Source organism: Streptomyces sp. NPDC031426, assembly GCF_055581585.1.
Window position 1 is genome coordinate 11936 of sequence record NZ_JBVIJE010000037.1, and the last position, 24313, is coordinate 36248.

The following is a 24313-nucleotide window of genomic DNA, read 5'->3' on the forward strand; positions in this document are numbered from 1 at the left end:
TCGCTTAGGATCGACGGCGGTCTGATCTCGGGGGCGGGATTCGTGAGGAGAGTGTGCGGTTTTGCCCCCAGTAACGAAGGAACGTCGGTGCGTATGCACCGGTTCCCGTCAAGGGCGTGAAAGGTGCGTGACCCCGGTCACTTCTGCCGGGCAAATCGGACACCATCTTTGTGCACGCGTTCACAAAGACATAGCCTGCTGTCGACGGGGCGGTCTGGGGACGTATGACCGCCTGCAGCCCCGCTCTACCCGCAGGAGCACCGTGGCAACTGGCCGAACACACCGACCGGCGACCCGTAGCCGAGGGATTCCCGAGGCCACCGTCGCCAGGCTTCCGCTGTACCTCCGAGCCCTGACCGCACTGTCGGAGCGCTCGGTACCCACGGTCTCCTCCGAGGAGCTGGCGGCCGCGGCGGGGGTCAACTCCGCCAAGCTGCGCAAGGACTTCTCCTACCTGGGCTCCTACGGAACGCGCGGTGTCGGCTACGACGTGGAGTATCTCGTCTACCAGATCTCCCGTGAACTCGGCCTGACCCAGGACTGGCCGGTTGTGATCGTCGGTATCGGTAACCTCGGCGCCGCCCTGGCCAATTACGGCGGGTTCGCCTCCCGTGGTTTCCGGGTGGCCGCGCTGATCGACGCCGATCCCGCGATGGCCGGAAAGCCCGTCGCCGGTATCCCGGTGCAGCACACCGACGACCTGGAAAAGATCATCAAGGACAACGGGGTGTCCATCGGCGTCATCGCCACTCCCGCCGGTGCCGCCCAGCAGGTCTGCGACCGGCTCGTGGCCGCCGGGGTCACCTCCATCCTGAACTTCGCGCCGACCGTGCTGTCCGTCCCGGACGGCGTCGACGTGCGCAAGGTCGACCTCTCGATCGAACTCCAGATCCTCGCCTTCCACGAGCAGCGCAAGGCAGGCGAGGAGACCACGGCCGGTGACGTCGGCTCGCTGCCCGCCACCGCGCACGACGCGTCCGCCGACCAGGGGCCCGACGGGGACGTACCCGCCGTGATGCCGGCATGAGTCTCCTCGTCGTCGGGCTGAGCCACCGCAGCGCCCCGGTGAGCGTGCTGGAGCGGGCCGCGCTGGGCGCGGACGCCCAGATCAAACTGCTGCAGGACACGGTCGCCGCCGAGCCGGCCACCGAGGCCGCGGTGCTCGCCACCTGCAACCGCATCGAGCTGTACGCCGACGTGGACAAGTTCCACGCCGGTGTCGCCGAGCTGTCCACGCTGCTCGCCCAGCACAGCGGCGTCGGCCTGGAGGAGCTCACCCCGTACCTCTACGTGCACTACGAGGACCGGGCCGTCCACCACCTGTTCTCGGTGGCCTGCGGCCTGGACTCGATGGTCGTCGGCGAGGGGCAGATCCTCGGCCAGATCAAGGACTCCCTGGCCAAGGCGCAGGAGCTGCACAGCGCCGGCAAGCTGATGAACGACCTGTTCCAGCAGGGCCTGCGGGTCGGCAAGCGCGCCCACTCCGAGACCGGCATCGACCGCGCCGGACAGTCCCTGGTCACCTTCGGCCTGGAGCAGCTGGCCGTCGGCGGATCCGTCGAGGACTGGGCCGCGGGCAAGAAGGCGCTGGTCATCGGCGCCGGGTCGATGTCCTCGCTGGCCGCAGCCACGCTCGCGCGGGCCGGGGTCGCCGAGGTCGTCGTCGCCAACCGCACCTTCGAGCGCGCCGAGCGGCTCGCGCAGATACTGGCCGAGACCGACGACAACGCGGTGACCGCCCGCGCGGTACGGATGGACGCCGTGCCGGACGAGCTGACACGTGCCGACGTCGTCGTCTCCTGTACCGGCGCGACGGGCCTGGTGCTCACGGCGGAGGCGGTCGCGAAGGCGGTCGAGGGCGGCACCGGCGCCCCCGTCGCCGACACCGGTCTCACGGCCGTGAAGGCCGGGAAGACCGAGGCCCCGCTGCCGCCCACCACCGGCGGCGCCGACGAGAACTGCCCGCTGGACCTGGCCGCCGTGCAGCCCGGCTTCTCCCTCATGGGCGAGGCCGCCGTGGCGGGCATGGACGCGGCCACCCTGGAGCAGCACGCGGCCTGGGCCGCAGGCAGAACGATCGACCGCCCCGGCCGCCGTACCCCCGAGGCGGACGCCGAGCTGATCACCGCGCTCGCCGCCACCGCCGCGAGCGTGGGCCGGATCCCCGAGCGGCGCAGGCCGGAGCCGCCGGCCGAGCGCCCGGCGCCCTCCCTCTTCCTGCTCGACCTGGCCATGCCCCGGGACATCGACGCGGCCGTGCACCGGCTGGTCGGGGTGCGGCTCGTCGACATCGAGTCGCTGGCGGAAGCCTCCGCCGACGCGCCGATGGCGGCCGATGTGGACCAGGTCCGGCGTATCGTCTCCGACGAGGTCGCGGCCTTCGGCGCGGCACAGCGGGCGGCACACATCACGCCGACCGTGGTCGCGCTGCGCACCATGGCCGCCGACGTCGTCGCCGGTGAGATCGCGCGGCTCGACGGCCGCCTGCCCGACCTGGACGAACGCCAGCGCGGCGAGATCCGGCAGGCCGTGCACCGGGTCGTCGACAAGTTGCTGCACGCGCCGACCGTACGGGTCAAGCAGCTCGCGGCCGAGCCCGGCGGCGCCGGGTACGCGGACGCGCTGCGCACCCTGTTCGACCTCGACCCCGAGACGGTCGCCGCCGTCTCCCGGGCCGAGGACAGCACAGACAAGAAGGACCGACCGGCATGACTGAGAAGGCACTGAGGCTGGGGACCAGGCGCAGCAAACTCGCCATGGCCCAGTCCGGGCAGGTGGCGGAGGCCGTCCACCGGGTGACCGGGCGGCCCGTCGAGCTGGTCGAGATCACCACGTACGGCGATGTCTCCCGCGAGGCCCTCGCCCAGATCGGCGGCACCGGCGTGTTCGTCACGGCGCTGCGCGACGCGCTGATACGTGGTGAGGTCGACTTCGCGGTTCATTCGCTCAAGGACCTGCCCACCACGCAGCCCGAGGAACTGGTCCTGGCCGCCGTACCGGTGCGCGAGGATCCGCGGGACGTGATCGTCGCCCGGGACGCGCTGAAGTTCACGGACCTGCCGCGCGGGGCGCGCATCGGCACGGGTTCGCCGCGCCGCATGGCGCAGCTGAACGCGTACGCCCGCGCCCACGGCCTGGACATCGAGACGGTCCCGATCCGCGGCAACGTCGACACCCGGATCCGGTACGTCCACGACGGCGAACTCGACGCCGTCGTACTGGCCGCCGCCGGACTGAACCGGATAGGCCGGATCGACGAGGTGACCGACTTCCTGTCGGTCGACACGGTTCTGCCCGCCCCCGGCCAGGGGGCACTGGCGATCGAGTGTGCCGCGGACAACGCGGACCTGATCGCGGCGCTCGGCGAACTCGACGACCCGTTCACACGGGCCGCCGTGACCGCCGAACGGTCACTGCTCGCCGCCCTGGAAGCCGGCTGCAGCGCCCCTGTGGGCGCGCTGGCCGACTTGCTGGCCGACGGGCAGTTTGTCAAAGAAATGCGCCTGCGCGGCGTCGTCGGCACGACCGACGGCACCCGCATGGTGCAGCTGTCCACCACCGGTCCCGTGCCCCAGACGCACGACCAGGCGCTGGCACTCGGTCGCGACCTCGCCACCGAGATGCTCGCCCAGGGCGCGGCCGGTCTGATGGGGGAGCGAGCACATTGAGCCCCACCGCCCTTCCTGCCGCCGGTCCGGAACACGGGCACGTCACCTTCCTCGGTGCCGGACCCGGAGATCCGGGACTGCTGACTCTGCGCGCCGTGGAGGCGCTGTCGAACGCGGACGTCCTGGTCGCCGAGCACGAGGTGCTCGACGTGATCCGGACGCATGCCCGACAGGGCGTCTCCGTCGTACGGACGGACGCAGACCCTTCTTCGGTCTCGCCGCCGGGCACGGGCACGCCCCAGCTGACGGTCGTTGACGGCACGTCAACAACCGCCGCTGTCCCGGCCGCTGCCCGGGATGCCGCTCATCTTGTCATGGAGGCTGCGCGGGGCGGCAGGCGGGTCGTCCGTGCGGTGTCCGGGGACCCGGGACTTGATACGTACGCGGCCGAGGAAATGCTCGCCTGCGCCGCCGCGGGGGTGCCCTTCGAGGTGGTCCCGGGTGTCGCGGCGGCGGTCGGTGTGCCCGCGTACGCCGGTGTGCCGCTGCGGGACGCCGAGGGCGCGGACGTCCGGTTCGTGGACGCCCGTACGGCCTCGGACCGCTGCTGGACCGAGGTGGGTGCGTCGGACGGCACGGTCGTCGTCTCCACGACGCTGGACTCGGTGGCCGCGGCGGCGGGCGAGCTGGTCTCGGCGGGCCGCAAGCCGGACACCCCGCTGACGGTGACGATCGCCGGTACGACGACGAGCCAGCGCACCTGGGCGGCGACGCTCGGCACGATCGCGCAGACCCTGAAGCAGGCGAAGGTGCTGCCCTCCCCGGACGGCGGCCGGCCGGTGATAGCCGTGGTCGGTGAGCGCAGCGCCGCCGCCCGGCGCGACCAGCTGTCGTGGTTCGAGTCCAAGCCGCTGTTCGGCTGGAAGGTGCTCGTGCCGCGCACGAAGGAGCAGGCGGCGTCGCTCTCCGACCAGCTGCGGTCCTACGGCGCGGTGCCGCACGAGGTCCCGACGATCGCGGTGGAGCCCCCGCGCACCCCGCAGCAGATGGAACGTGCGGTCAAGGGCCTGGTCACCGGCCGCTACGAGTGGATCGCCTTCACGTCGGTCAACGCGGTGAAGGCGGTGCGGGAGAAGTTCGAGGAGTACGGCCTCGACGCGCGCGCCTTCGCGGGCATCAAGGTGGCCGCGGTGGGCGAGCAGACGGCCAAGGCGCTGGTTGCCTTCGGCGTGAAGCCGGACCTGGTGCCGAGCGGCGAGCAGTCGGCCGCGGGCCTGCTGGAGGATTGGCCGCCGTACGACCCGGTGTTCGACCCGATCGACCGCGTGTTCCTCCCGCGGGCCGACATCGCCACGGAGACGCTGGTCGCCGGCCTCATCGAGCTGGGCTGGGAGGTCGACGACGTGACCGCCTACCGGACGGTCCGCGCCTCGCCGCCGCCGGCCGAGACCCGCGAGGCGATCAAGGGCGGTGGCTTCGACGCCGTTCTCTTCACGTCGTCGTCCACGGTCCGGAACCTGGTCGGCATCGCGGGCAAGCCGCACAACGTGACCGTGATCGCCTGCATCGGCCCGGCCACGGCGAAGACGGCCGAGGAGCATGGCCTGCGGGTGGACGTCATGGCCCCGGAGCCGTCCGTCCACAAGCTGGCCGAGGCGCTGGCCGACTTCGGCCTCAAGCGGCGCGCCGTCGCGCTGGAGAACGGGGACCCGGTGACGCGACCCAGCGAGCGCCGGCCGGGGGCGCGCCGGCGTCGTACGACGACCTGAGGCGCCAGGGGGCTCCGCTTGCCTGCCCACCCTCCAGCCGACCGAGTCGGTTGGAGGGTGGGCCGCTGAATCACTCCTTTCGTAACCCCGCGTCTGCGATGCTGATCGGCATGGGTGAGGGAGATCGGGGGCGGGGCGCGGGCGCGGGCTCCTGGATACGGCGGCGTGCTGCCGCGGTGGCGTTGACGTGCGTCGGAGTGGGAGTCGCTGTCCTGCACGTGCTGGCGCCCGGGCTGAGGATCGACGGCGTCACGATCACGCTGCTCGCGGTGGCGGCGGTGCCGTGGCTCGGAGAGCTGTTCCGCAGTATCGAGGTGCCGGGTCTCGGGAGGGTCGAGTTCTGGGAGCGCAGGCTCGAGGCCGTCGAGCGGGCAGCGAACGCGGCTCTCGTCGGGGACGGCCCCGAGGGCGGGGCCGTGGACGACACCGAGGCCTGGGACACGGTCAGGGAACTCGCCGCCGAGTACGTGAAGGTACGTCTTGAACTGCCCAGCGGCCGGGCGCGGACCCGCCGGATGGACCAGGTCTTCGCCCGTCTGGTGCGCGCGACGCAGCGCGTGCGGGACTTCGACGCGGGCGCGTTGCTGGGATCCCAGGACGCCGGACTGCGCCTGGCCGCCTATGCGCGCCTGTATGCGCTGCCCGAGCCCGAGGTGCTGGACGCGTTGGTCGACGCGGTGACCGGCGAACCGCTTCCCTTCAACCAGTACTGGGGGCTGCAGGCCGTCGGGAGAGGCGTGGAGGACGTGCGAGCGGAAAATGTTCCGTTCGGTGTGGTGCGGCGCTTGGAGGACTGCCGTTCCCGGATGCGGCACGCCCCCGACCGGGTCGAGCTGATCGATCGCATCCTCGAGGATCTCGGTGAACGCTGAGCGGCAGGCGGGTGCCAGACGGCATTCGCCTGCCGCTCGCGCCCGTCAGGCCGCCGTGCCGCCTGCGTAGTCGCTGTTGAACGTCGTCTCGATCGTCTGGGCCACCGGTTCGGCCACGCCCGTGCCGGTGAGGATGATGCCGAGCTCCCGGTTGTTGCTCAGGGAGTTGCTGCTGATGTTCATGGAGCCGGCCTCGACCTCCTGGGTGCTCAGGCCGTAGTCGGCGACCATGGCCTTGGCGTGGATGTAGAAGCCGTTGGGGTCGGAGTAGCCGACGACCGTGCCACCGGCGGCCTTGACGGCGGAGACCTGGCTGGAGTAGCTGGAAGGATTCTCCAGGACCACGCGGACCTTCACGCCCGCCTTGGCCCGCGCGACGATCGCGTTGACCACCGTGCTGTCGCTGAACTCCAGTTCCTCCACGTCCAGGCTCTTGGTCGCGGAGTTGATGAAGGACACCAGGCGGTTGCGGGAGTCGTTGGGGGACCACAGCAGGTGGTCGCCGTCGGTCGGGGTGACCGAGGTCGCCGTGTAGTCGGCGTTGAACACCTTCTCGATGGCGGCGACATCGCGCGTGTCGTCGGTGAAGACGCCGTAGTCGCGGCTGGTCGTGTAGTACTGCGCCGTCAGATTGCCGGTCATGACCAGGGACTTGACGCCGTCGACGGTGATCGTCTTCTGGTGGGTGTAGACGAAGGCCGAGGACGACCAGACCACGCCTATGCCCGCGTTCTTCAGGGACGTGTACGCCGAGTTGTTGGCGCTCTGGTGCTGGCGGTCGAGGATGACCCGGACGGTGACGCCCTTGTTCTTCATGGCTATCAGGTCGTTGACGGCCGTGGTGTCCTCCAGCTCGTACATGGTCATGTCGAGCGTGCTGGTGGCCGAGTCGATGAAGTCGTAGATCGTGGGCTGGCTGCCGGTCTGGGAGAAGGCGAAGGCCGAGTAGCTCGCGGCGTTCGCAGGGACGGCCGTGGCGACGACGGCGGCGCCGGCGGTCAGGGCGATGGCCGCGCGGGTGAGGACCTTCCGCAGCATGCGTGACTCCTAGGCTCACGGGCGAGGAGGGGTGGCGCGGGCATGACACCACGCGCGTAGAACGCTGGGGAGGCGCGGGGATCCAGGGATCCCCAGGAGAGCGCAAAGACTTCGTATGACGGCGCCGGTTTGCCCGTGAATGCCCGCTGTGGGGTGCCTAGGACTCAGCGACCGGGCCGACAGGGCGTCGGCAAAGGCGGGGGCCCGGCGGGCGTAGCGTAGAAGGCATGACGAAGTACGGATCCTTTCCCGGTACGCGTCCCCGGCGGCTGCGCACGTCGCCCGTCATGCGCCGCATGGTCGCCGAGACGCGCCTGCACCCGGCCGACTTCATCCTTCCGGCGTTCGTCCGGGAGGGCGTGAGCGAGCCCGTGCCGATCGCCACCATGCCCGGTGTCGTCCAGCACAGCCGCGACAGCCTGAAGAAGGCCGCGCTGGAGGCCGTCGAGGCCGGGATCTCCGGGATCATGCTGTTCGGCGTGCCGGAGGAGGCCAAGAAGGACGCGCAGGGGACGGCGGGCACCGACCCGGACGGGATCCTGCAGGTCGCCCTCCGGGACGTACGCGCCGAGGTCGGCGACGACCTGCTCGTCATGTCCGACCTGTGCCTGGACGAGTTCACCGACCACGGGCACTGCGGGGTCCTGGACGCCGAGGGTCGTGTCGACAACGACGCGACCCTGGAGCGGTATGCCGAGATGGCCCAGGTGCAGGCCGACGCCGGCGCCCATGTTGTCGGCCCGAGCGGGATGATGGACGGTCAGATCGGCGTCGTCCGCGACGCGCTCGACCAGATCGGGCGCGAGGACGTGGCGATCCTCGCCTACACCGCGAAGTACTCGTCCGCCTTCTACGGCCCCTTCCGCGAGGCCGTGGCGTCGTCGCTGCAGGGCGACCGCAAGACGTACCAGCAGGACCCGGCCAACTGGCGCGAGGCCCTGCGGGAGCTGGCCCTCGATCTGGAGGAGGGCGCGGACATGGTCATGGTCAAGCCGGCCGGGCCGTACCTCGACATCCTCGCCCGGGTCGCGGACGCCGTGGACGTGCCCGTCGCCGCCTACCAGATCTCCGGCGAGTACGCGATGATCGAGGCCGCCGCCGAGAAGGGCTGGGTCGACCGCGACCAGGCCGTCTTCGAGACCCTGACCGGCATCAAGCGCGCCGGGGCCCGGAACATCCTCACCTACTGGGCGACCGAGGTGGCGCAGAAGCTGCGCTGAACCGGATGCGAGCATGCCGCGGCCCTCGGCCCGGCTCGGAGTGGAGCCGGGCCGAGGGCCGCGTGCTTGTCGGGCGGCTTGTCAGGGAGTTCCGGCCGGGGTCAGTCCCACCAGAAGGCCCAGGCGGGTGCACCTATCAGATCCTTCGCATAGGCGCGGAAGGTGTCCTGCTCGCCCTGGAGCACGTTGTCCGGGCAAAACGCGAAGTGCTCCGCCGCCACCGCCTCGGCGTCCTCCTCGGTGGCCGGCGGAGCCGCCACCGAGACGACGAGGGAGTCCAGGCCGAGGGCCACCACCCGGATGCCGAAGCGGTCCTCCCAGGAACGCAGCACCGCGCACATCCGGGCCACGTCACTCTCGTAGTTCACCGGGCCTGTCCAGCCGATCACCGCCGGGATGTCGGCGGACCTGCGGGCCGGGACCAGGGCGAGGTGCGCCTCCTCGATCATCGCGCCCCGACCGCCCTTGAGCGCGTCGGCGACCTGCGCGGCGCGGGTGTCCGGGTCCGCGGAGAGGGAGCCGGCCGGTGCGAGACCGGGCCACTCACCCCCGAACGGCTCGATCTCCTCGTCGAGCTCGCCGTCCTGCGTCTCCTCCTCCCAGTACTCCGCCAGGACCTCCTCGGCGTCGTGATCGCCCGGGTACGACGTCTCGCCGGGGCGCAGCGCCCAGTCCTCCGGTCCGCCCCGGGACGCCGCCAGGTCCACGAGCACCGGCAGCAGACCGGCGCGGGCCGCCGGCGCGCCCAGCGCCTTCCACGTGCCCGGCGCGGCCGGCTTCTCCGCATGCCACAGCAGAGGTTCGTGCCAGGGCCCGTCGTACGTCATGTCGACGAGCCTGCCGGGCGGCAGTTGAAGCCCGAGGGTACGGCCGCTGGGGTCGGTGGCCAGCTTGGGCAGCGGGTTGGGAAGAGTCGCCATACCCGTGACTGTAAGGCCCGCCACTGACAAAGCCGTTGAGCTGCGTATGCGATGAACCCATGACCGCCGCAACCGCTCTTACCGGAGGGTGTTGTGATGGGCGGGGACACGGTGACCGTGTGACGGGAAGGACGGAGGAACGTGCGGATCGGGCGTTACCCGGTGCGGTGGCACATCGTGCTGCTCACCCTGTGGACGGCCGTCTGGTTCGTGGTGGCCGAGCGCCACGCGGCCGTGTCCTGGCACTATCTGCGCGAGGGCGAGCAACTGCTCTTCGGCCAGGGCGACGGCGGCGGCCTCGCCCTCTACGCCAACCACCCCGAGCTGCAGATCGGACCGGTCAGCTTCCTGGTCGCCGGACTCTTCGCACCCTTCCCCGCCGCTCTTGGTGAGAAACTGGCCGACGCGTTCATGTCCGGCCTGGGCCTCTACATGCTCGTCCTGGTGGGCCGTGCGGCGGCCGACCACTACCTCGGCACAGGCGTCAACCACAAACGCCTCCAGCAACGCGTCCTGATCGCCGGAGCGGCCTTCATCCCCATGTGGGTCGAGGTCTCGGTCCGCTTCGCCCACCTCGACGACGTCCTCACCCTGTTCTTCACCACCCTCGCGGTCCGCGCACTGGTCCGGGGCAACGCGACGTCGGTGGGTGTCTTCCTGGCCCTGGCGGTCGACTCCAAACCCTGGGCGGTCGGCTTCCTGCCCCTGCTCCTGGCCCTTCCCCGGCCCACCCGCCTGCGCGCGGCGACCTGGACCGTCGGCCTGGTGGCGGTGGCCTGGCTGCCCTTCTACCTGACCCACCTGGAAACCCTGCAAGCGGCCCGCTTCACCATCCCCAACCAACGGGCGTCCTCACTGCGCTGGTTCGGCGTGAACGCCCCCGCGACCCCTTGGTGGGACCGCCCCGCGCAGATGGCGCTCGGCATGGGGCTCGGCGCGCTGGCGGTACGACGAAGCCGCTGGCCGGCGGTGGTCTTCCTGGCCGCCGACGCCCGCATCCTGCTCGACCCCAGCGTGTACACGTACTACAACGCCTCGGTCCTCCTGGGCACCCTCATCTGGGACTCGATCGGCCAGCGCCGCCTGGTCCCCTGGGTCAGCTGGATCGCCCTCATCTCCCTCTACGGCAGCGCCCTGCTGGTCCCCTCGGACTCCACCCGGGGCCTCATCCGACTGGCGTTCTGCATCGGCTCGGCGGCGTATGTCCTGTTCTGGCCCCAACGGACGCCTCGCGGCAGACGGGGCCGACGGTCACTTCAGGGAGGCGGTGAAGGCGGCCCAGGTGGCTGGCGCGAGGTGCAGGGCGGGGCTCGCGGCGGGGCTGTTCTTTGAGTCGCGGACGTGGATGGTGTGGGGGCAGGCGGCGACTTCCACGCACTGGCCGCCCTCGCTGCCGCTGTAGCTCGACCTGCGCCAGGCGACGGCCACTTCGAGGCACGCGCCGCCTTCGTCACTGCTGTACGTCGACTTGAACCACTGAAGTGCTTGGCTGCTCATAGCTCTCCTAGCAGGCGGTCGAGCAGACCCGACGAGTCCTGAGTCGTCAGGGCCTGTGTCCGCAGCATCGCATACTTGCGCGCCAGGATGGACACCTCTTCCGCGTCGGAAACCCACTGGCTGCCGCGCTGCGATTCGGTGTAGGCGAGGTGCTGGTGGTCGGGGGTTTCGAGCAGCGCGAAGGGTCCCGCGAGCCCCGCGTGGAAGGGGCTGTCCAGCGGCAGGATCTGGAGGGAGAGGCAGGGCAGGCGTGCCATCTCCCGCAGGAACCGCAACTGCTCCCTGCGGGTCTCCTGCGTGCCGATCCGCAGCAGCAACGCGGGCTCCCACACCACGAAGCTCAGCGTCGGCGGACACCTGCGGTTCAGGATCTCGTGACGGTCGAGACGCAGCCGGAGCGTCTTCTCCAGGTCCTCCTCCTCGTAAGGGGGGACGCGGTTCTGCAGGACGGCCCGCGCGTACGCCTCGTTCTGGAGCAGACCCGGGATGACGGCGTTGTCGTACCAGGACAGGCTGATGGCCACCTTCTCCTGTTCCATGTACTCCTCGGCCCACAGCGGGAACTGGTCGATCTCCGGCAGGTTGGCCACCCCGGCCGCCAGTGTGCCCTTCGTCCCCAGGAACGCGTCGAGCAGCTCGGCGATGTCCGGCTTCAGCAGTCGCCGACCCTGCTCGATGGACGCGATCGTCTCCTCGTTGAGGTTCAGTGCGGCACTCAGCGCCGACTGGCTCAAGCCCGCCGCCCGCCGCGCCGCCGCCAGCTGTCGGCCCAGCATCTTCATGGCCGACCGGTTCTTCCTCCGCGTAGGCGTCATGCCTGCTGAACTCCCCGCACGTGCCCGGCACCACCCCGCACGAACCCGTACAAACAATCTGTACGGGATCACGCACTGATCCAGACTAGTCACCCTGCGCGACATTCGCCTCGTGAACGCACACATCGAACTCCCCTGCCAGCGCGACCAGTTCTACGGCCGCACCCGCCGATCCGTCCCCGCCGCCAGGCGGTTCACCGACTGGTCCCTGACCTACTGGGGGCTGGCGGCATGGGAGCGGAGCGCGGACGTGTCGCTGTGCGTGAGCGAGTTGGCCACGAACGCGCTGACGCACGGAGTGCCGCCGGGGCGCGGGTTTCTCCTCCGTCTCCGGTACGACGGCGCCCTCGTCCGGGTCGAGGTGCACGACAGCGGAACCGGTGTTCCCGAGGTCGTGGACGATCCGGACGAGGGCGGACGTGGGCTGTTGCTGGTGTCGGCGCTGGCGGACAAGTGGGGGGTGGCCGAGCGGTGCCCCGGCAAGGTGGTGTGGTGCGAGTGGTACCGGGGCACCTCGGACGCCTACGCGGCGGAGAGCGCGTCGGCCGCGGAGGGCTCCCAGACCGAGATCCGGGGGGCGTGAACGTGGGCCTTCACCGGGATGCGGAGGGTGTCCCCGCTGTCGAGCCTGACGGTGAGGTACGAGGTGTCGCTGCCCTGGCCCGGTGCGTCCTGCTGGTCGAGTGCGACGCCCTCGTAGTTGGACTGCCCGGGACGCAGGATGTCGGGACCGCCGCCGATGCCGTCGGGGGTGGTGGCCCGGATGTGACCGTCGAAGGTCACGAGGCCGATGATGCCGAGGTCGCAGGGCGTGCCGCCGGTGTTCTTCGCGGTGATCAGCAGGTGGTTGAGCGGCTGTGAGACCGGCGCGGCGGTGACCGTCAGCTGCCCCGCCCGGCACAGCCCGGCCCGGCTGCCGGTGCCCGATCCGGACGCGGTGCCCGAACCGTGCGGGCCGGGCTTCTTCCCGGCGGTCGGCGCGGCCCCGGCCGAGCTGCCGCCCCCGGCCGCGGTGCCGGCGGAGCCACGCGAGGACCCGGAGACGGGCGAGGCCGAGGCGGGCGTCTTCGCCGCCGAGGCGGTGGTGGCCGTGCCGGTGGGGGCGGCACCCGTGGCGGAGGCGGGGTCACAGGCGACGAGGGCGAGGGAGCCGAGGGCCAGGGTGGCCGCGGAGGTGAGAACGCGCTGGAAGGACATGTGGTGCTTCTCCCGTTGGTTGGTTCGCTCGGGGCCGGATCGGGTGAACCGGCCGATGACCTGAACCGTGCGGGGCGATTCGTCCCACGCGCTAGATTTCCGGGGGAGTTGGGAACCCTGGAACGGTTCCGCCCCGTCTGAACTGGGGAAACGTGGGGGCCTGGAACGCCGTTCCGGGACGGTGGGGAGAGACGATGGCGGACGAGTCCCGGGAACTGGGCGAGCTGCTGCTCGCGTTGAAGGAGCGCTCCGGCCGTAGCTACGGTGCGCTCGGCAAGCGGCTTCACGTCAGTACGTCGACGCTGCACCGCTACTGCAACGGCACGACGGTGCCGAACGAGTACGCCCCGCTGGAGCGGTTCGCGCGGGTGTGCGGGGCCACCCCGGACGAGTTGGTGGAACTGCACCGCCGCTGGATCCTGGCGGACGCCGCTCGGCGGAGGGTGCCGGAGGCCGGGGACCGGGCGGAGAACGCCGTTGCAGGGGTGGGAGAGGCTTCCGACACCCCCTTGGCCACCGGCACCCCCTTGGCCGCCGAGGCTCCGGCGCCCGCCCAAGCCGGCAGCGACCTCGCGCCGACGGCCGCTCTCCCCGCTCCGGCCGCCCGGACCCGCCGTCGCCGGTCGGCCCTCGTGGCCGCCGTCGCCTGTGCCGTCACCGTCTCGGCCGCTGTGGTCGCCGTGGCAGCACAGTCCGGCTCGGACACCGGCGGCCGGCGGGGGAGCACGACGCACGCGGCCGGAGGACCCGGTGCCACGCGTCACGGGGTGACCGCCTCCGGGCGCGCCCCGGCCGGAACCTCCGCCCCGCCTTCCGGCAAGTCACCGTCCCCGTCGGCACACGCCCGCCCCTCCGCCGGGACGGCGGCGGACGCCGACGTGTCCTCGGGCGGCGGCACCCCAGGCGCCGGCACCACACCGCCCTTCCATGTGAACGTCCTGACGAACAACTGGGACATGCCCTGCGACCAGTGGTTCCTCGTCCAGCGGCCGCCGGGCAGGGTGCCTCCGCCGCCGGCGAGTCAGGCCACCGGCGGCTGGGCCGCCGCGGAGGATGCCGTACCCGCCGGGCATCTGCGGCTGCAGGTCACCGTGCAGGGCAGCAACAGTCGGCCCGTGGTGCTGCACGCGCTCAGGGTCGTGACGACCAGCATCGGGGCGGCCCCGAGAGGCAACGCCTACACGATGGGCAGCCAGTGCGGCGGCGGCCTCACCCCCTCCTCGTTCGCCGTCGACCTCGACGCACCGTCCCCGAATGCGCGGCCGGTGCCCGGTGATGAGGGCAGCGCGACGAACTTCCCGTACAAGGTGTCCGTGGACGACCCGGAGGTGCTCAACATCGACGCGAGCACCGACGGCCACGACGTCACCTGGTACCTCGAACTGAGCTGGAGCAGCGGCGACCAGCAGGGCACCGCCCGGATCGACGACCACGGAAAACCGTTCCGCACCGTCGCCATGAGGGGCGACAAGGCCTACTGGTACAACGCCGACGGCGCCGACGAGTGGCAGCCGTACACCCCGCCGGCCACCGGTTAGGAGGAGCGGGGGAGCGGGGAACCTCCTCAGACGAGCGTCGTGATGCAGAACGGGTGCCCGGCCGGATCCAGCAGCACCCGCCACCGCTCCCCGCCCGGCTGGAACTCCGGCTTGGCGGCGCCCAGTTCCAGCAGCCGCTTCTCGGCGAGGTCCAGGTCGTCCACGCCCAGCTCGATGTGCGCCTGCTTCTCCTGCGCCGGGTCCGGCCAGGTGGGCGGGCGGTAGTCCGCGAGGCGGTTGAAGCCGAGGCCGGTCGCGCCCTCCTTGCCGAGGAGGACGAAGTCGTCGGTGGAGTATTGGATGGACATGCCGAGCAACTCGCCGTAGAAACGGGCCATTTCGGCAGGGTCGGAGCAGTCGAAGGTGACGGCGGCGTAGCGGAACGCGGGTGCGGAAGCGGTCTCCGTAGTCATGAGGAGGACCCTAGGGCGCAAGTAGGACAGCTGCCGTCCTAATTCCGCTCCCGACCCGCGCGCCGGCTGCCCGTCAGGGAGTCAGAGCTTCTCGGGCGTCCTGATGCCCAGCAGGGCCATCCCCTGGTGCAGGGTGCGGGCCGTGATGTCGCACAGGAAGAGGCGGTTCTCCACCTGGGCCGGCGTCTCGGCCTTCAGGACCGGGCACTTGTCGTAGAAGGACGTGTACAGGGACGCCAGCTGGTAGAGGTACGCGGCCAGCTTGTGCGGGGCGTACTCCGCCGCCGCCTCCGCCACCGTCTCCGCGAAGGCGTCGACATGCAGGCCCAGGGCGCGCTCCGCCTCCGCCAGTTCCAGCTCCGGGTGCGCGGCCGGGCGGGTCCCGCCGGCCTTGCGGAGGATGGACTGGATACGGGCGTACGCGTACTGCAGGTAGACGGACGTGTCGCCGTTCAGGGACACCATCTGGTCCAGGTCGAACTTGTAGTCCCGGTTCGCCGACGTCGACAGGTCCGCGTACTTCACCGCGCCGATGCCCACCTGGGCGCCCCGCTCGGCGATCTCCTCCTCGGACAGGTCCTGGGCCTTCTCCCGTACGACGGCCGAGGCGCGGTCGATCGCCTCGTCGAGGAGGTCGACCAGGCGGACCGTCTCGCCCTCACGCGTCTTGAACGGCTTTCCGTCCTTGCCGAGGACCGTGCCGAAGGCCAGCTGGAAGGCGGTGACGTCCTCGTTCAGCCAGCCGGCCCGGCGCGCCGTCTCGAAGACCATCTTGAAGTGCAGGGCCTGGCGGGCGTCCACCACGTAGACGAGGTTGTTCGCCTTCAGGTTGAAGACGCGGTCGCGGATGGCGGACAGGTCCGTCGCCGCGTAGCCGTAGCCGCCGTCCGACTTCTGGACGATCAGCGGGACCGGGTTGCCGTCCGGGCCCTTGATGTCGTCGAAGAAGACGCACAGGGCGCCCTCCGAGCGGACCGCGACGCCCGACTCCTCCAGGAGGCGGCAGGTCTCGGCCAGCATGTCGTTGTAACCGGACTCGCCGACGATGTCGGGGTCGCGGATCTCCATGTCCAACTTCTCGAAGACCGAGAAGAAGTAGATCTTCGACTCGTCCACGAACTTCTGCCACGTGGCCAGGGTGTGCGGGTCGCCGGCCTGGAGGTCGACCACCCGGCGGCGGGCCCGCGTCTTGAACTCCTCGTCGGAGTCGAAGAGCTTCCGCGCGGCCTTGTAGAGGCGGTCGAGGTTCGACATCGCCTCCTCGCCCGAAGCCAGCGTGTCCTCGGTGGACGCCTTGTGGTCCAGCTCGTGCGGGTGCTCGTCCAGGTACTGGATGAGCATGCCGAACTGGGTGCCCCAGTCGCCGATGTGGTGGCGGCGGATCACGTTCTCGCCGGTGAACTCGAGGAGCTGGACCACCGAGTCGCCGATCACCGCCGACCGCAGGTGGCCGACGTGCATCTCCTTCGCCACGTTCGGCTGCGCGTAGTCGATCACCGTTGTGCCCGGCTGCGCGGCGGTCGGCACGCCGAGGCGGCCCGTCTCGTCCGCGTACCGCGCGGCCAGGTTCCCGGTGATCGCGCGGTCCGCGATCGTGATGTTCAGGAAGCCGGGGCCGGAGACCTCGACGTCCTTGATCAGCTCGTCACCCGTCACCACCTGGGAGACGACCTGCGTCGCCAGCTCCCTCGGGTTGGCCTTCGCCTTCTTGGCCAGGGCCAGGATCCCGTTGGCCTGGAAGTCGGCCCGGTCGCTTCGTCGCAGCAGCGGGTCCGCGCCGGCGGCCTGAGGCAGGGTGGCCGAGAGGGCGGACGCGAGGTGCTGCTGGACGTTGTCGCTGAGGGACGTGACCGAGGCCATAGGAATGGGTGCCGTTCTCCTCGTGGGAATGGATAGACCCAGCCAGTATCCCACGGCAGGTAAAGCCGTTTTCGCCGTCGCATCCCGGTCTGTGAGAATGGAGTGTCACCCCGATCAGACGGAGTGCCACCCCGTTCAGAAAGAAGGACGTGCCGATCGTGGCTCAGAGCACCGAGACCACCGACTGGGTCTCCCGTTTCGCGGATGAGGTCATCGAGGAGTCGGAGCGCCGGGCCCCGGGTAAACCCGTTGTCGTCGCGTCCGGCCTCTCCCCCTCCGGCCCGATCCACCTCGGCAACCTGCGCGAGGTCATGACCCCGCACCTGGTCGCCGACGAGATCCGCCGCCGCGGGTACCAGGTCCGGCACCTGATCTCCTGGGACGACTACGACCGCTACCGCAAGGTCCCGGCGGGCGTCGCGGGCATCGACGAGACCTGGGCCGAGCACATCGGCAAGCCGCTGACCTCGGTGCCGGCGCCGCGCGGGTCGTCGTACCCGAACTGGGCCGAGCACTTCAAGGCCGCGATGATCGCCTCGCTCGCCGAGCTGGGTGTCGAGTTCGACGGGATCAGCCAGACGGCGCAGTACACCTCCGGCGCCTACCGCGAGCAGATCCTGCACGCCATGAGGCACCGCGGCGACATCGACGCGATCCTCGCCCAGTACCGCACGAAGAAGGCCCCGAAGAAGCAGCAGCAGAAGGCCGTCGACGAGGCCGAGCTGGAGGCCGAGGAGGGCTCGGGCGCCGCGTCCGAGGACGACGGCAGCTCCGGCTCCGCCGGGTACTTCCCGTACAAGCCGTACTGCGGCAACTGCGAGAAGGACCTGACGACCGTCACCTCGTACGACGACGACTCCACAGAGCTGGCCTACACCTGCACCGCGTGCGGCTTCGCCGAGACGGTCCGGCTCAGCGAGTTCAACCGCGGCAAGCTGGTCTGGAAGGTCGACTGGCCCATGCGCTGGGCGTTCGAGGGCGTCGTCTTCGAGCCGAGCGGTGTCGACCACTCCTCGCCGGGCTCGTCCTTCCAGGTCGGCGGGCAGATCGTCGGGATCTTCGGCGGGAAGCAGCCGATCGGCCCGATGTACGCGTTCGTGGGCATCAGCGGCATGGCGAAGATGTCCTCGTCGCGCGGTGGGGTCCCGACCCCCGCCGACGCGCTGAAGATCATGGAGCCGCAGATCCTGCGCTGGCTCTACGCCCGCCGCAGGCCCAACCAGTCCTTCAAGATCGCCTTCGACCAGGAGATCCAGCGGCTCTACGACGAGTGGGACAAGCTGGCCGGGAAGGTCGCCGACGGCTCCGCGCTGCCGGCCGACGTGGCCGCGTACACCCGCGCGGTCGGCACGGCCGCCGGTGAGCTGCCGAAGACGCCGCGCCCGCTGCCGTACCGCACGCTCGCGTCCGTCGCCGACATCACCGCCGGGCACGAGGACCAGGCCCTGCGGATCCTGTCCGAACTGGACCCGGACCAGCCGCTCGCGTCCCTGGACGAGGTGCGGCCCCGGTACGACAGGGCCGAGGCCTGGATCAACACGCACGTGCCCGCCGACCAGCGGACCATCGTGCGCGCGGAGCCCGACGCCGAGCTGCTGAAGTCCCTCGACGAGGCCTCCCAGCAGTCGGTGCGGCTGCTGCTGGACGGGCTCGCCGACCACTGGTCGCTCGACGGCCTGACCCACCTCGTGTACGGAGTGCCCAAGGTGCAGGCCGGCTTCCCGGCCGACGCCACACCGAAGGAGCTGCCGGCCGAGATCAAGACGGCTCAGCGGTCCTTCTTCGCCCTGCTGTACCACCTGCTCGTCGGGCGGGACACCGGCCCCCGGCTGCCCACGCTGCTGCTCGCGGTGGGGCAGGAGCGGGTGCGGGCCCTGCTCGGGGAGTAGCCGCGACATACGAGGAGGGGGCGCCCGGTGACACCGGGCGCCCCCTCCTCGTCTGCGTCACGCGATGTGGTCCGCTTCGAGTTCTGCGGAGTGGCGCTGCTGGAAGCGCTCCGCGAGGGCCTTCAGCGCGCTGGGGCTCAGCGTCGTCCCGAACGTCGCCTGGATGTTGTCGCCGAGGACCCGGGGCGTGGGGTAGCTGCCGTCGATCGACTGGCGGAAGACCTGGTAGTAGGCCTCCTCGTCGGGTTCGGGGGGGCCGCCGCCCTCGCCCAGTTCACGGGTGCGGTTCGGGCCCACCGGGATGGGGAAGCTGCCGGTCTCCTCCGGCGAGGGCTGCTGGAACTGCTCGGGGGGCTGTTCCTCGTACCACTCCTCGTACTGCTCCTCGGGGGCGTACTGAGGTTCTTGCAGCATCGGGTCGTAGGTGGGGTCGTAGCCGCCGTGGTACTCGACCTCGCGCGGGGTCTGGAACCAGGGGCTCTGCTCGTCCACGGGAGCGCTTTCCGGCTGCCCGGTGTTCTGGCGGGGCAGTTCGGGGCGCTGCCCGCCGACGGGTGCCGCCTGCTGTGGGAGGGGGGCCGCACCGGCGGCACGACTGCCCGCTGACGCGGCGGGTATCAGGCTCGGCTCGATGCCCGCCGCCGCGAGGCCGGCCGCGGCCGTCTCTGCCAGCGGGACCCCGTACCTCGCCAGCCGCAGGGGCATCAGGGACTCCACGGGAGCCTTCCTGCGCCACGCGCGGCCGAAGCGGGAGCGCAGGCGCGCCTGATAGACGAGACGTTCCTGCTCCAGCCTGATCACCTGGTCGTAGGAGCGCAGCTCCCACAGCTTCATACGGCGCCAGAGGAGAAAGGTGGGCAGGGGGGAGAGGAGCCAGCGGGTCAGCCGGACGCCCTCCATGTGCTTGTCCGCCGTGATGTCGGCGATCCGGCCGATCGCGTGCCGGGCCGCCTCCACGGCGACCACGAACAGCACCGGGATCACCGCGTGCATGCCGACGCCCAGCGGGTCCGGCCAGGCGGCGGCGCCGTTGAACGCGATCGTCGCCGCCGTCAGCAGCCACGCCGTCTGGCGCAGCAGCGGGAAGGGGATGCGGATCCAGGTCAGCAGCAGGTCCAGGGACAGCAGGACACAGATGCCTGCGTCGATGCCCACCGGGAACACATAGGAGAAGTTCCCGAAGCCCTTCTTGAGGGCCAGCGCACGGACGGCCGCGTAGGAACCCGCGAAGCCGATGCCGGCGATGATCAAGGCGCCGGTCACGACCACGCCGATGAGAACGCGGTGCATCCGAGTCAGCTGCAGTGGCGCGGCCACGCGTACTCCCCTCCCTTTGCCTGTTGTTGCGCGCAACAGGGTGGCACACGCGAACGGCGAACGTGGTACCGGTCGGGGCTTCGGACCCCTCCGGACCCCTCGGTCAGTTCTTCTTCGTGGCCGACTTGGACGGAGAAGCGCTGGAAGAGGCCGACTTGGACGGGGAGGCCGACTTCGACGGGGCCGACGACGCGGAACCCGCCGACGACGAGCCGCCGTTGGCGGACGCCACCGCGCCCACCGCCTCCTTGACCGCGCTCTCCGCGGCCTTCGTCAGGGCGTCGGCGTCCGGGGTCTTCTCGCCCGCGAGACCGGCGCCGTTGTAGTCGAGCGTGACGACCACGTTCTCGACCCGCGCGACCACCGTCTGCTGCTTGAACAGGCCTTCCTTCTTCTTCAGGTCGTAGCGCACCGCCGTCGCCTCCGCGCCCGTGCCGGACAGCGGGAGCTGCTTGACGTTCTGCGCGCCGGCCACCGACGCGGAATCCTTGACCTGCTGGACGAAGTACGTGTGGGCCTGCGTGTCCCCGGCACCGCGCGTGCTGTCCGAGTCGTACCGGAGCAGGGACACGTTCAGCCACCGGAACTGCGAGCCCTTCACCCCGTTGTTGTCCAGGCTGCTCCAGGAGCAGGAGGTCCGCGACGACGGATCGTCCGAACCGCCCTTCTTGCCCGACGTGTCCTTCGGCACCAGATCCGTCAGGGTCTGCTTCGACAGCACCGCACACGCGTCGGGCAGCTTCTGGTACGCGGCCGCCTGAACGGACGCGGACGCGCCCGCCGAGGGCGTCGTGCCGCCGCCCGTGGACTGCTGCGCGCTGCTGTCCGTGGCCTTGCCCTTGGAATCGCCCGAGTCCGACGAACAGGCGGCGGTGATCAGCACCGCCGGCACGGCTGCGGCGCAGACAAGAACACGGCTCAGGCGCTTGCCACGCATCTCTCGCTGGGCACGGTCGTCTCGCTGGGCTGCTCGCTGCATGGTTCCTTCACTCATGACGCTCGGTGTTCGTGCGGGTTCCTGCGGGGGCCCACGGTACGCGGTGAAGGAGCTGTGCGGTTTCGGTTCGGGCGCTTTCCGCGCGGTGCGGCGAACGGCTCCCGTGGCGGTCAACCGCCCAGCGTGTCGTCCAGTTGAGCGGCCAGTTTACGGGCCCTGTCCTGCATTTCCTTGCTGTCGGGGGCCGTTCCCACGGTCGTCGGCTGCTCCTCGTACTCGATGGTGACGACCACGTTGGACGTGCGGAACACCACAGTCACCGTCCGCTGTTCGGCCGTCGAACCGGACGAACCGAGCTGGTCGTCGATATACGCCTCGTCACCGAGATCGGTCAGCACCCGCGGCTGCAGATCGGCCGCGGCGGAATCCGAGGAGGAGGCGGAGGAGGAGCCGGAGGCGGAGGCGCCGGCGTTCGCGGAGGAGGAGGCCGAGCCGCTGGGCGACGGCGAGGACGTCGGCGTCGGCGTGCTCGTCCCGCTCGTCCGGCTCGTGCCGGTCGTCCCGCCCGTCGTCGAGGAGCTGCTCGGCGCGGGGAGGTCGGCGGCCGACTCCTTGCCCTCGAACAGCTTCTTCGCCTGGTCGTCGTCGCTGACCGTGTTGTCGTACGACACCACGCGCTCGAAGTCGACCGAGAGGCGGTCGGTGGCGTCCGTGGACTCCACCTTCCAGTGGCAGCCGACCTTGCGATCGGTGTCATAGGTGAGCGCGGCCTGGCCCTGGTAGGCCTTGTCCCGCTGGCCGGGGTCGGCGATCTGCTTGATGCCGGGCAGCATCGAGTCGAGGGTGTCGTGGCCGATCGCGCGGCAGGGTTCGGGCAGCGTGCGGTACTTGCCGGGCTGGGCGACGGGCGAGGCGGTGCCGGCGTTGCCCGGATTGGCGTTGTCCGTCGGGCTGCCGCCGCTCGTGCCGCTCGTGCAGCCGGCCAGCAGCGCCGCGAGGAGGGCGGCGGTGCCGGTTACGTACGCCTTCCGCTGCACGGTCGGGCTCCTCTCGGGTGTGCGCTCGCTTGGTGCTCCAGTGTCCCCGCTGGTTATTCGCTTGCCGCAGCGGGGCGTCCCCTGGAGACAATGTGTATCGCACGCGCTGCCGTGGCCGCCGGTCCCTTGTCCTTTTTCACCGGCGCCGGCGCCGCTTTTCCGCTTTGCTGCTTATGAGCCTTGCGTAAGCCTTTGTTGTCATTTTCGGGGGAATGAGGAACGTATGTCGTACGTGGAGATGCCGGGCGCGAAGGTCCCGATCCGGATGTGGACCGACCCCGCGACGGTCGAGGACGTGGCCCTGCGTCAGCTCCAGAACGTGGCGACCCTGCCGTGGATCAAGGGCCTGGCCGTGATGCCGGACGTGCACTACGGCAAGGGCGCGACGGTCGGCTCCGTCATCGCCATGCAGGGCGCGGTGTGCCCGGCGGCGGTCGGGGTGGACATCGGGTGCGGGATGTCGGCGGTGAAGACGTCGCTGACGGCGAACGACCTGCCGGGTGACCTGTCGCGGCTGCGGTCGAAGATCGAGCAGGCGATTCCGGTGGGGCGGGGGATGCATGAGGATCCCGTGGAGCCGGGGGACTTCCATGGGCTGGCGACGGCGGGGTGGGAGGACTTCTGGGGGCGGTTCGACCAGGTCGCCGATGCTGTGAAGTTCCGGCGGGAGCGGGCGACTTTGCAGATGGGTACACTCGGCGCCGGGAACCACTATGTCGAGATATGTATTGACGTGTCCGATTCGGTGTGGCTCCTGCTTCACTCCGGTTCCCGGAACATCGGCAAGGAACTTGCCGAGCACCACATCGGCGTGGCCCAGAAACTGCCGCACAATCAGGGCCTGATCGACCGCGATCTCGCCGTCTTCGTCGCGGACACCCCGCAGATGGCGGCCTACCGCAACGACCTGTTCTGGGCGCAGGAGTACGCCAAGTACAACCGCACGCTGATGATGGCGCTCCTGAAGGACGTTGTCCGCAAGGAGTTCAAGAAGGCCAAGCCGACGTTCGAGCAGGAGATCTCCTGCCATCACAACTACGTTGCTGAGGAGCGGTACGAGGGCGTGGACCTGCTCGTCACCCGTAAGGGGGCGATCAGGGCCGGATCCGGTGACTTCGGGATCATCCCCGGCTCGATGGGCACCAGCTCGTACATCGTGAAGGGGCTCGGGAACGCGAAGGCCTTCAACTCCGCCTCGCATGGGGCGGGTCGGCGAATGAGCCGTAACGCGGCGAAGCGTCACTTCACGACCAAGGACCTGGAGGAACAGACCCGGGGCGTGGAGTGCCGTAAGGATTCCGGCGTGCTGGACGAGATTCCGGGTGCCTACAAGAACATCGACCAGGTGATGGCGCAGCAGCGCGACCTCGTTGAGGTGGTGGCGAAGCTGAAGCAGGTTGTCTGCGTGAAGGGCTGACACGCAAAGGCCCCCGGCCGGTGCCGGGGGCCGGGCTCACTTTGCGTGCCGTACCGCGTAGATCATCACGAAGGCCACGATGTGGATGCCGAAGAGGAAGTAGCCGAGGAAGTACCAGACCTTGCGTTCGTCCTTTGTTTCCTGGGCGAGGCGGGCCTTCTCGAGGGAGTCGGCGGCGTCGGGGGTCTCGGGGGATTCGGGCATCACAGCTCCCGATGGACCTTGGTGTTGGACGCCTGGGCGCGGGGGCGCAGGACGAGCAGGTCGACGTTGACGTGGCTGGGGCGGGTGACCGCCCAGGTGATCGTCTCGGCCACGTCGTCGGCGGTGAGGGGCTCGGCCACGCCCTCGTAGACCTTGGCCGCCTTCGCCTCGTCGCCGGCGAAGCGGGTCAGGGCGAACTCGTCGGTCTTGACCATGCCGGGGGCGATCTCGATGACGCGGACCGGGCGGCCGACGATCTCCAGGCGGAGGGTCTCGGCGAGGACATGGGCGCCGTGCTTGGCGGCGACATAGCCCCCGCCGCCCTCGTACGTGCCGTGGCCGGCGGTGGAGGAGACGACCACGACCACGCCGTCGCCGCTCGCCACCAGCTTGGGCAGCAGGGCCTGGGTGAGGTTCAGGGTGCCGATGACGTTCGTCTCGTACATCGTGCGCCAGTCCTGGGGGTCGCCGGTGGCCACCGGGTCCGCGCCGAGGGCGCCGCCCGCGTTGTTGACCAGGACGCCGATGGTCTGGAAGGCCGTCGCGAACTCGTCGACGGCCGCGCGGTCGGTCACGTCCAGCTGGTAGGCGACCGCCGAGTGGCCCGCCCTGGTCAGCTCCTCGGCCAGCGCCTCGATACGGTCCTTGCGGCGGGCGGTGAGGACGACGCGGTAGCCGGCCGCGGCGAGCTGCCGGGCCGTGGCGGCGCCGATGCCGCTGCTCGCACCGGTGACGACGGCGATGCGGGAGGCGGGGGCCATGGGC

At 70.5% G+C, this 24313-nt stretch carries 23 protein-coding genes; 11 read left to right on the plus strand and 12 right to left on the minus strand.

Annotated elements, in window-relative coordinates; genetic code table 11:
- Positions 1-262: 262 nt before the first annotated feature.
- The 5 genes from ACZ5NH_RS40555 (at position 263) to ACZ5NH_RS40575 (ending at position 6249) form a co-directional block, all read left to right on the plus strand.
- Positions 263-1027: a redox-sensing transcriptional repressor Rex gene (locus tag ACZ5NH_RS40555; RefSeq protein ID WP_450982901.1), complete on the plus strand. Its 765-nt coding sequence runs from the start codon at positions 263-265 to the stop codon at positions 1025-1027.
- Positions 1024-2712 (plus strand): glutamyl-tRNA reductase, encoded by a 1689-nt coding sequence (locus tag ACZ5NH_RS40560; RefSeq protein ID WP_468782808.1) that lies wholly within the window; start codon positions 1024-1026, stop codon positions 2710-2712. Before ACZ5NH_RS40555 ends, ACZ5NH_RS40560 begins: the two co-directional genes overlap by 4 nt.
- Positions 2709-3668 carry a hydroxymethylbilane synthase gene (hemC, locus tag ACZ5NH_RS40565; protein ID WP_388636727.1) on the plus strand — a complete coding sequence of 320 codons (960 nt, stop codon included), beginning with the start codon at positions 2709-2711 and terminating at the stop codon, positions 3666-3668. The genes ACZ5NH_RS40560 and hemC overlap by 4 nt, the downstream gene beginning before the upstream one ends.
- Entirely contained in the window at positions 3665-5377 is a 1713-nt protein-coding gene (locus ACZ5NH_RS40570) for a bifunctional uroporphyrinogen-III C-methyltransferase/uroporphyrinogen-III synthase (RefSeq protein WP_468782810.1), read from the plus strand. The genes hemC and ACZ5NH_RS40570 overlap by 4 nt, the downstream gene beginning before the upstream one ends.
- 110 nt (positions 5378-5487) lie before the next feature.
- Positions 5488-6249, plus strand: coding sequence for a hypothetical protein (locus tag ACZ5NH_RS40575; RefSeq protein WP_468782812.1), 762 nt, complete (start codon positions 5488-5490; stop codon positions 6247-6249).
- 45 nt (positions 6250-6294) lie between these two features.
- Here ACZ5NH_RS40575 and ACZ5NH_RS40580 read toward each other — a convergent pair whose 3' ends face one another.
- Entirely contained in the window at positions 6295-7287 is a 993-nt protein-coding gene (locus ACZ5NH_RS40580) for a phospholipase D-like domain-containing protein (protein WP_450982896.1), read from the minus strand.
- Between the two features lie 227 nt (positions 7288-7514).
- Between ACZ5NH_RS40580 and hemB the strand changes: the two genes are divergently transcribed.
- On the plus strand, positions 7515-8507 hold the full coding sequence (gene hemB / locus ACZ5NH_RS40585; protein ID WP_468782815.1) for a porphobilinogen synthase: 993 nt from the start codon (positions 7515-7517) through the stop codon (positions 8505-8507).
- A 101-nt stretch (positions 8508-8608) separates the two neighbouring features.
- Here hemB and ACZ5NH_RS40590 read toward each other — a convergent pair whose 3' ends face one another.
- The gene (locus tag ACZ5NH_RS40590) at positions 8609-9427 is read right to left on the minus strand and encodes a DUF4253 domain-containing protein (protein ID WP_468782817.1); all 819 of its coding nucleotides are present in this window, start codon (positions 9425-9427) and stop codon (positions 8609-8611) included.
- 141 nt (positions 9428-9568) lie between these two features.
- On the opposite strand from ACZ5NH_RS40590, the gene ACZ5NH_RS40595 reads away from it, so the two are divergent.
- The gene (locus ACZ5NH_RS40595) at positions 9569-10759 is read left to right on the plus strand and encodes a hypothetical protein (protein ID WP_468782819.1); all 1191 of its coding nucleotides are present in this window, start codon (positions 9569-9571) and stop codon (positions 10757-10759) included.
- On the opposite strand, the gene ACZ5NH_RS40600 is transcribed toward ACZ5NH_RS40595, so the two are convergent.
- Both ACZ5NH_RS40600 and ACZ5NH_RS40605 read right to left on the minus strand, forming a co-directional pair.
- The gene (locus ACZ5NH_RS40600) at positions 10679-10924 is read right to left on the minus strand and encodes a DUF397 domain-containing protein (protein WP_468782821.1); all 246 of its coding nucleotides are present in this window, start codon (positions 10922-10924) and stop codon (positions 10679-10681) included. The genes ACZ5NH_RS40595 and ACZ5NH_RS40600 overlap by 81 nt on opposite strands.
- A complete protein-coding gene (locus tag ACZ5NH_RS40605) occupies positions 10921-11739 on the minus strand; it encodes a helix-turn-helix domain-containing protein (protein ID WP_468782823.1) in 819 nt (272 codons plus the stop codon). The genes ACZ5NH_RS40600 and ACZ5NH_RS40605 overlap by 4 nt, the downstream gene beginning before the upstream one ends.
- Before the next feature lie 112 nt (positions 11740-11851).
- On the opposite strand from ACZ5NH_RS40605, the gene ACZ5NH_RS40610 reads away from it, so the two are divergent.
- Positions 11852-12322 carry an ATP-binding protein gene (locus ACZ5NH_RS40610; RefSeq protein WP_388636704.1) on the plus strand — a complete coding sequence of 157 codons (471 nt, stop codon included), beginning with the start codon at positions 11852-11854 and terminating at the stop codon, positions 12320-12322.
- Here ACZ5NH_RS40610 and ACZ5NH_RS40615 read toward each other — a convergent pair.
- A complete protein-coding gene (locus ACZ5NH_RS40615) occupies positions 12262-12936 on the minus strand; it encodes a DUF4232 domain-containing protein (protein WP_468782825.1) in 675 nt (224 codons plus the stop codon). The genes ACZ5NH_RS40610 and ACZ5NH_RS40615 overlap by 61 nt on opposite strands.
- 194 nt (positions 12937-13130) lie before the next feature.
- Here ACZ5NH_RS40615 and ACZ5NH_RS40620 point away from each other — a divergent pair, with 194 nt between their 5' ends.
- A complete protein-coding gene (locus ACZ5NH_RS40620) occupies positions 13131-14474 on the plus strand; it encodes a helix-turn-helix domain-containing protein (RefSeq protein WP_468782827.1) in 1344 nt (447 codons plus the stop codon).
- Positions 14475-14500: 26 nt separating this feature from the next.
- On the opposite strand, the gene ACZ5NH_RS40625 is transcribed toward ACZ5NH_RS40620, so the two are convergent.
- Complete coding sequence (locus tag ACZ5NH_RS40625) at positions 14501-14887, minus strand: VOC family protein (RefSeq protein WP_468782829.1); 387 nt, start codon at positions 14885-14887, stop codon at positions 14501-14503.
- A gap of 81 nt (positions 14888-14968) precedes the next feature.
- The gene (gene argS / locus ACZ5NH_RS40630; RefSeq protein ID WP_388636694.1) at positions 14969-16747 is read right to left on the minus strand and encodes an arginine--tRNA ligase; all 1779 of its coding nucleotides are present in this window, start codon (positions 16745-16747) and stop codon (positions 14969-14971) included.
- A 149-nt stretch (positions 16748-16896) separates the two neighbouring features.
- Here argS and lysS point away from each other — a divergent pair, with 149 nt between their 5' ends.
- On the plus strand, positions 16897-18636 hold the full coding sequence (gene lysS, locus ACZ5NH_RS40635) for a lysine--tRNA ligase (RefSeq protein WP_468782832.1): 1740 nt from the start codon (positions 16897-16899) through the stop codon (positions 18634-18636).
- Between the two features lie 57 nt (positions 18637-18693).
- On the opposite strand, the gene ACZ5NH_RS40640 is transcribed toward lysS, so the two are convergent.
- The 3 genes from ACZ5NH_RS40640 to ACZ5NH_RS40650 form a co-directional block, all read right to left on the minus strand.
- The gene (locus ACZ5NH_RS40640) at positions 18694-19926 is read right to left on the minus strand and encodes a DUF2637 domain-containing protein (RefSeq protein WP_468782880.1); all 1233 of its coding nucleotides are present in this window, start codon (positions 19924-19926) and stop codon (positions 18694-18696) included.
- Positions 19927-20056: 130 nt separating this feature from the next.
- Positions 20057-20932 (minus strand): DUF3558 domain-containing protein, encoded by an 876-nt coding sequence (locus ACZ5NH_RS40645; RefSeq protein ID WP_468782834.1) that lies wholly within the window; start codon positions 20930-20932, stop codon positions 20057-20059.
- 128 nt (positions 20933-21060) lie between these two features.
- Complete coding sequence (locus ACZ5NH_RS40650) at positions 21061-21927, minus strand: DUF3558 domain-containing protein (RefSeq protein ID WP_468782836.1); 867 nt, start codon at positions 21925-21927, stop codon at positions 21061-21063.
- Positions 21928-22150: 223 nt separating this feature from the next.
- On the opposite strand from ACZ5NH_RS40650, the gene ACZ5NH_RS40655 reads away from it, so the two are divergent.
- Positions 22151-23344, plus strand: a complete 1194-nt coding sequence (locus tag ACZ5NH_RS40655; protein WP_388636682.1) for an RtcB family protein — start codon at positions 22151-22153, stop codon at positions 23342-23344.
- A gap of 36 nt (positions 23345-23380) precedes the next feature.
- On the opposite strand, the gene ACZ5NH_RS40660 is transcribed toward ACZ5NH_RS40655, so the two are convergent.
- Positions 23381-23548 carry a hypothetical protein gene (locus ACZ5NH_RS40660; RefSeq protein WP_388636680.1) on the minus strand — a complete coding sequence of 56 codons (168 nt, stop codon included), beginning with the start codon at positions 23546-23548 and terminating at the stop codon, positions 23381-23383.
- Positions 23548-24309 carry an SDR family NAD(P)-dependent oxidoreductase gene (locus tag ACZ5NH_RS40665; protein ID WP_388636677.1) on the minus strand — a complete coding sequence of 254 codons (762 nt, stop codon included), beginning with the start codon at positions 24307-24309 and terminating at the stop codon, positions 23548-23550. The genes ACZ5NH_RS40660 and ACZ5NH_RS40665 overlap by 1 nt, the downstream gene beginning before the upstream one ends.
- Between the last annotated feature and the right edge of the window lie 4 nt (positions 24310-24313).

Coding starts and splice junctions, on each gene's coding strand:
- ACZ5NH_RS40560 (WP_468782808.1), top strand. CDS start 1,024: ATGAGTCTCCTCGTCGTCGGGCTGAGCCACCGCAGCGCCCCGGTGAGC.
- hemC (WP_388636727.1), top strand. CDS start 2,709: ATGACTGAGAAGGCACTGAGGCTGGGGACCAGGCGCAGCAAACTCGCC.
- ACZ5NH_RS40575 (WP_468782812.1), top strand. CDS start 5,488: ATGGGTGAGGGAGATCGGGGGCGGGGCGCGGGCGCGGGCTCCTGGATA.
- ACZ5NH_RS40580 (WP_450982896.1), bottom strand. CDS start 7,287: ATGCTGCGGAAGGTCCTCACCCGCGCGGCCATCGCCCTGACCGCCGGC.
- hemB (WP_468782815.1), top strand. CDS start 7,515: ATGACGAAGTACGGATCCTTTCCCGGTACGCGTCCCCGGCGGCTGCGC.
- ACZ5NH_RS40590 (WP_468782817.1), bottom strand. CDS start 9,427: ATGGCGACTCTTCCCAACCCGCTGCCCAAGCTGGCCACCGACCCCAGC.
- ACZ5NH_RS40600 (WP_468782821.1), bottom strand. CDS start 10,924: ATGAGCAGCCAAGCACTTCAGTGGTTCAAGTCGACGTACAGCAGTGAC.
- ACZ5NH_RS40605 (WP_468782823.1), bottom strand. CDS start 11,739: ATGACGCCTACGCGGAGGAAGAACCGGTCGGCCATGAAGATGCTGGGC.
- ACZ5NH_RS40615 (WP_468782825.1), bottom strand. CDS start 12,936: ATGTCCTTCCAGCGCGTTCTCACCTCCGCGGCCACCCTGGCCCTCGGC.
- ACZ5NH_RS40620 (WP_468782827.1), top strand. CDS start 13,131: ATGGCGGACGAGTCCCGGGAACTGGGCGAGCTGCTGCTCGCGTTGAAG.
- ACZ5NH_RS40625 (WP_468782829.1), bottom strand. CDS start 14,887: ATGACTACGGAGACCGCTTCCGCACCCGCGTTCCGCTACGCCGCCGTC.
- argS (WP_388636694.1), bottom strand. CDS start 16,747: ATGGCCTCGGTCACGTCCCTCAGCGACAACGTCCAGCAGCACCTCGCG.
- ACZ5NH_RS40640 (WP_468782880.1), bottom strand. CDS start 19,926: ATGCACCGCGTTCTCATCGGCGTGGTCGTGACCGGCGCCTTGATCATC.
- ACZ5NH_RS40645 (WP_468782834.1), bottom strand. CDS start 20,932: ATGCAGCGAGCAGCCCAGCGAGACGACCGTGCCCAGCGAGAGATGCGT.
- ACZ5NH_RS40655 (WP_388636682.1), top strand. CDS start 22,151: ATGTCGTACGTGGAGATGCCGGGCGCGAAGGTCCCGATCCGGATGTGG.
- ACZ5NH_RS40660 (WP_388636680.1), bottom strand. CDS start 23,548: ATGCCCGAATCCCCCGAGACCCCCGACGCCGCCGACTCCCTCGAGAAG.
- ACZ5NH_RS40665 (WP_388636677.1), bottom strand. CDS start 24,309: ATGGCCCCCGCCTCCCGCATCGCCGTCGTCACCGGTGCGAGCAGCGGC.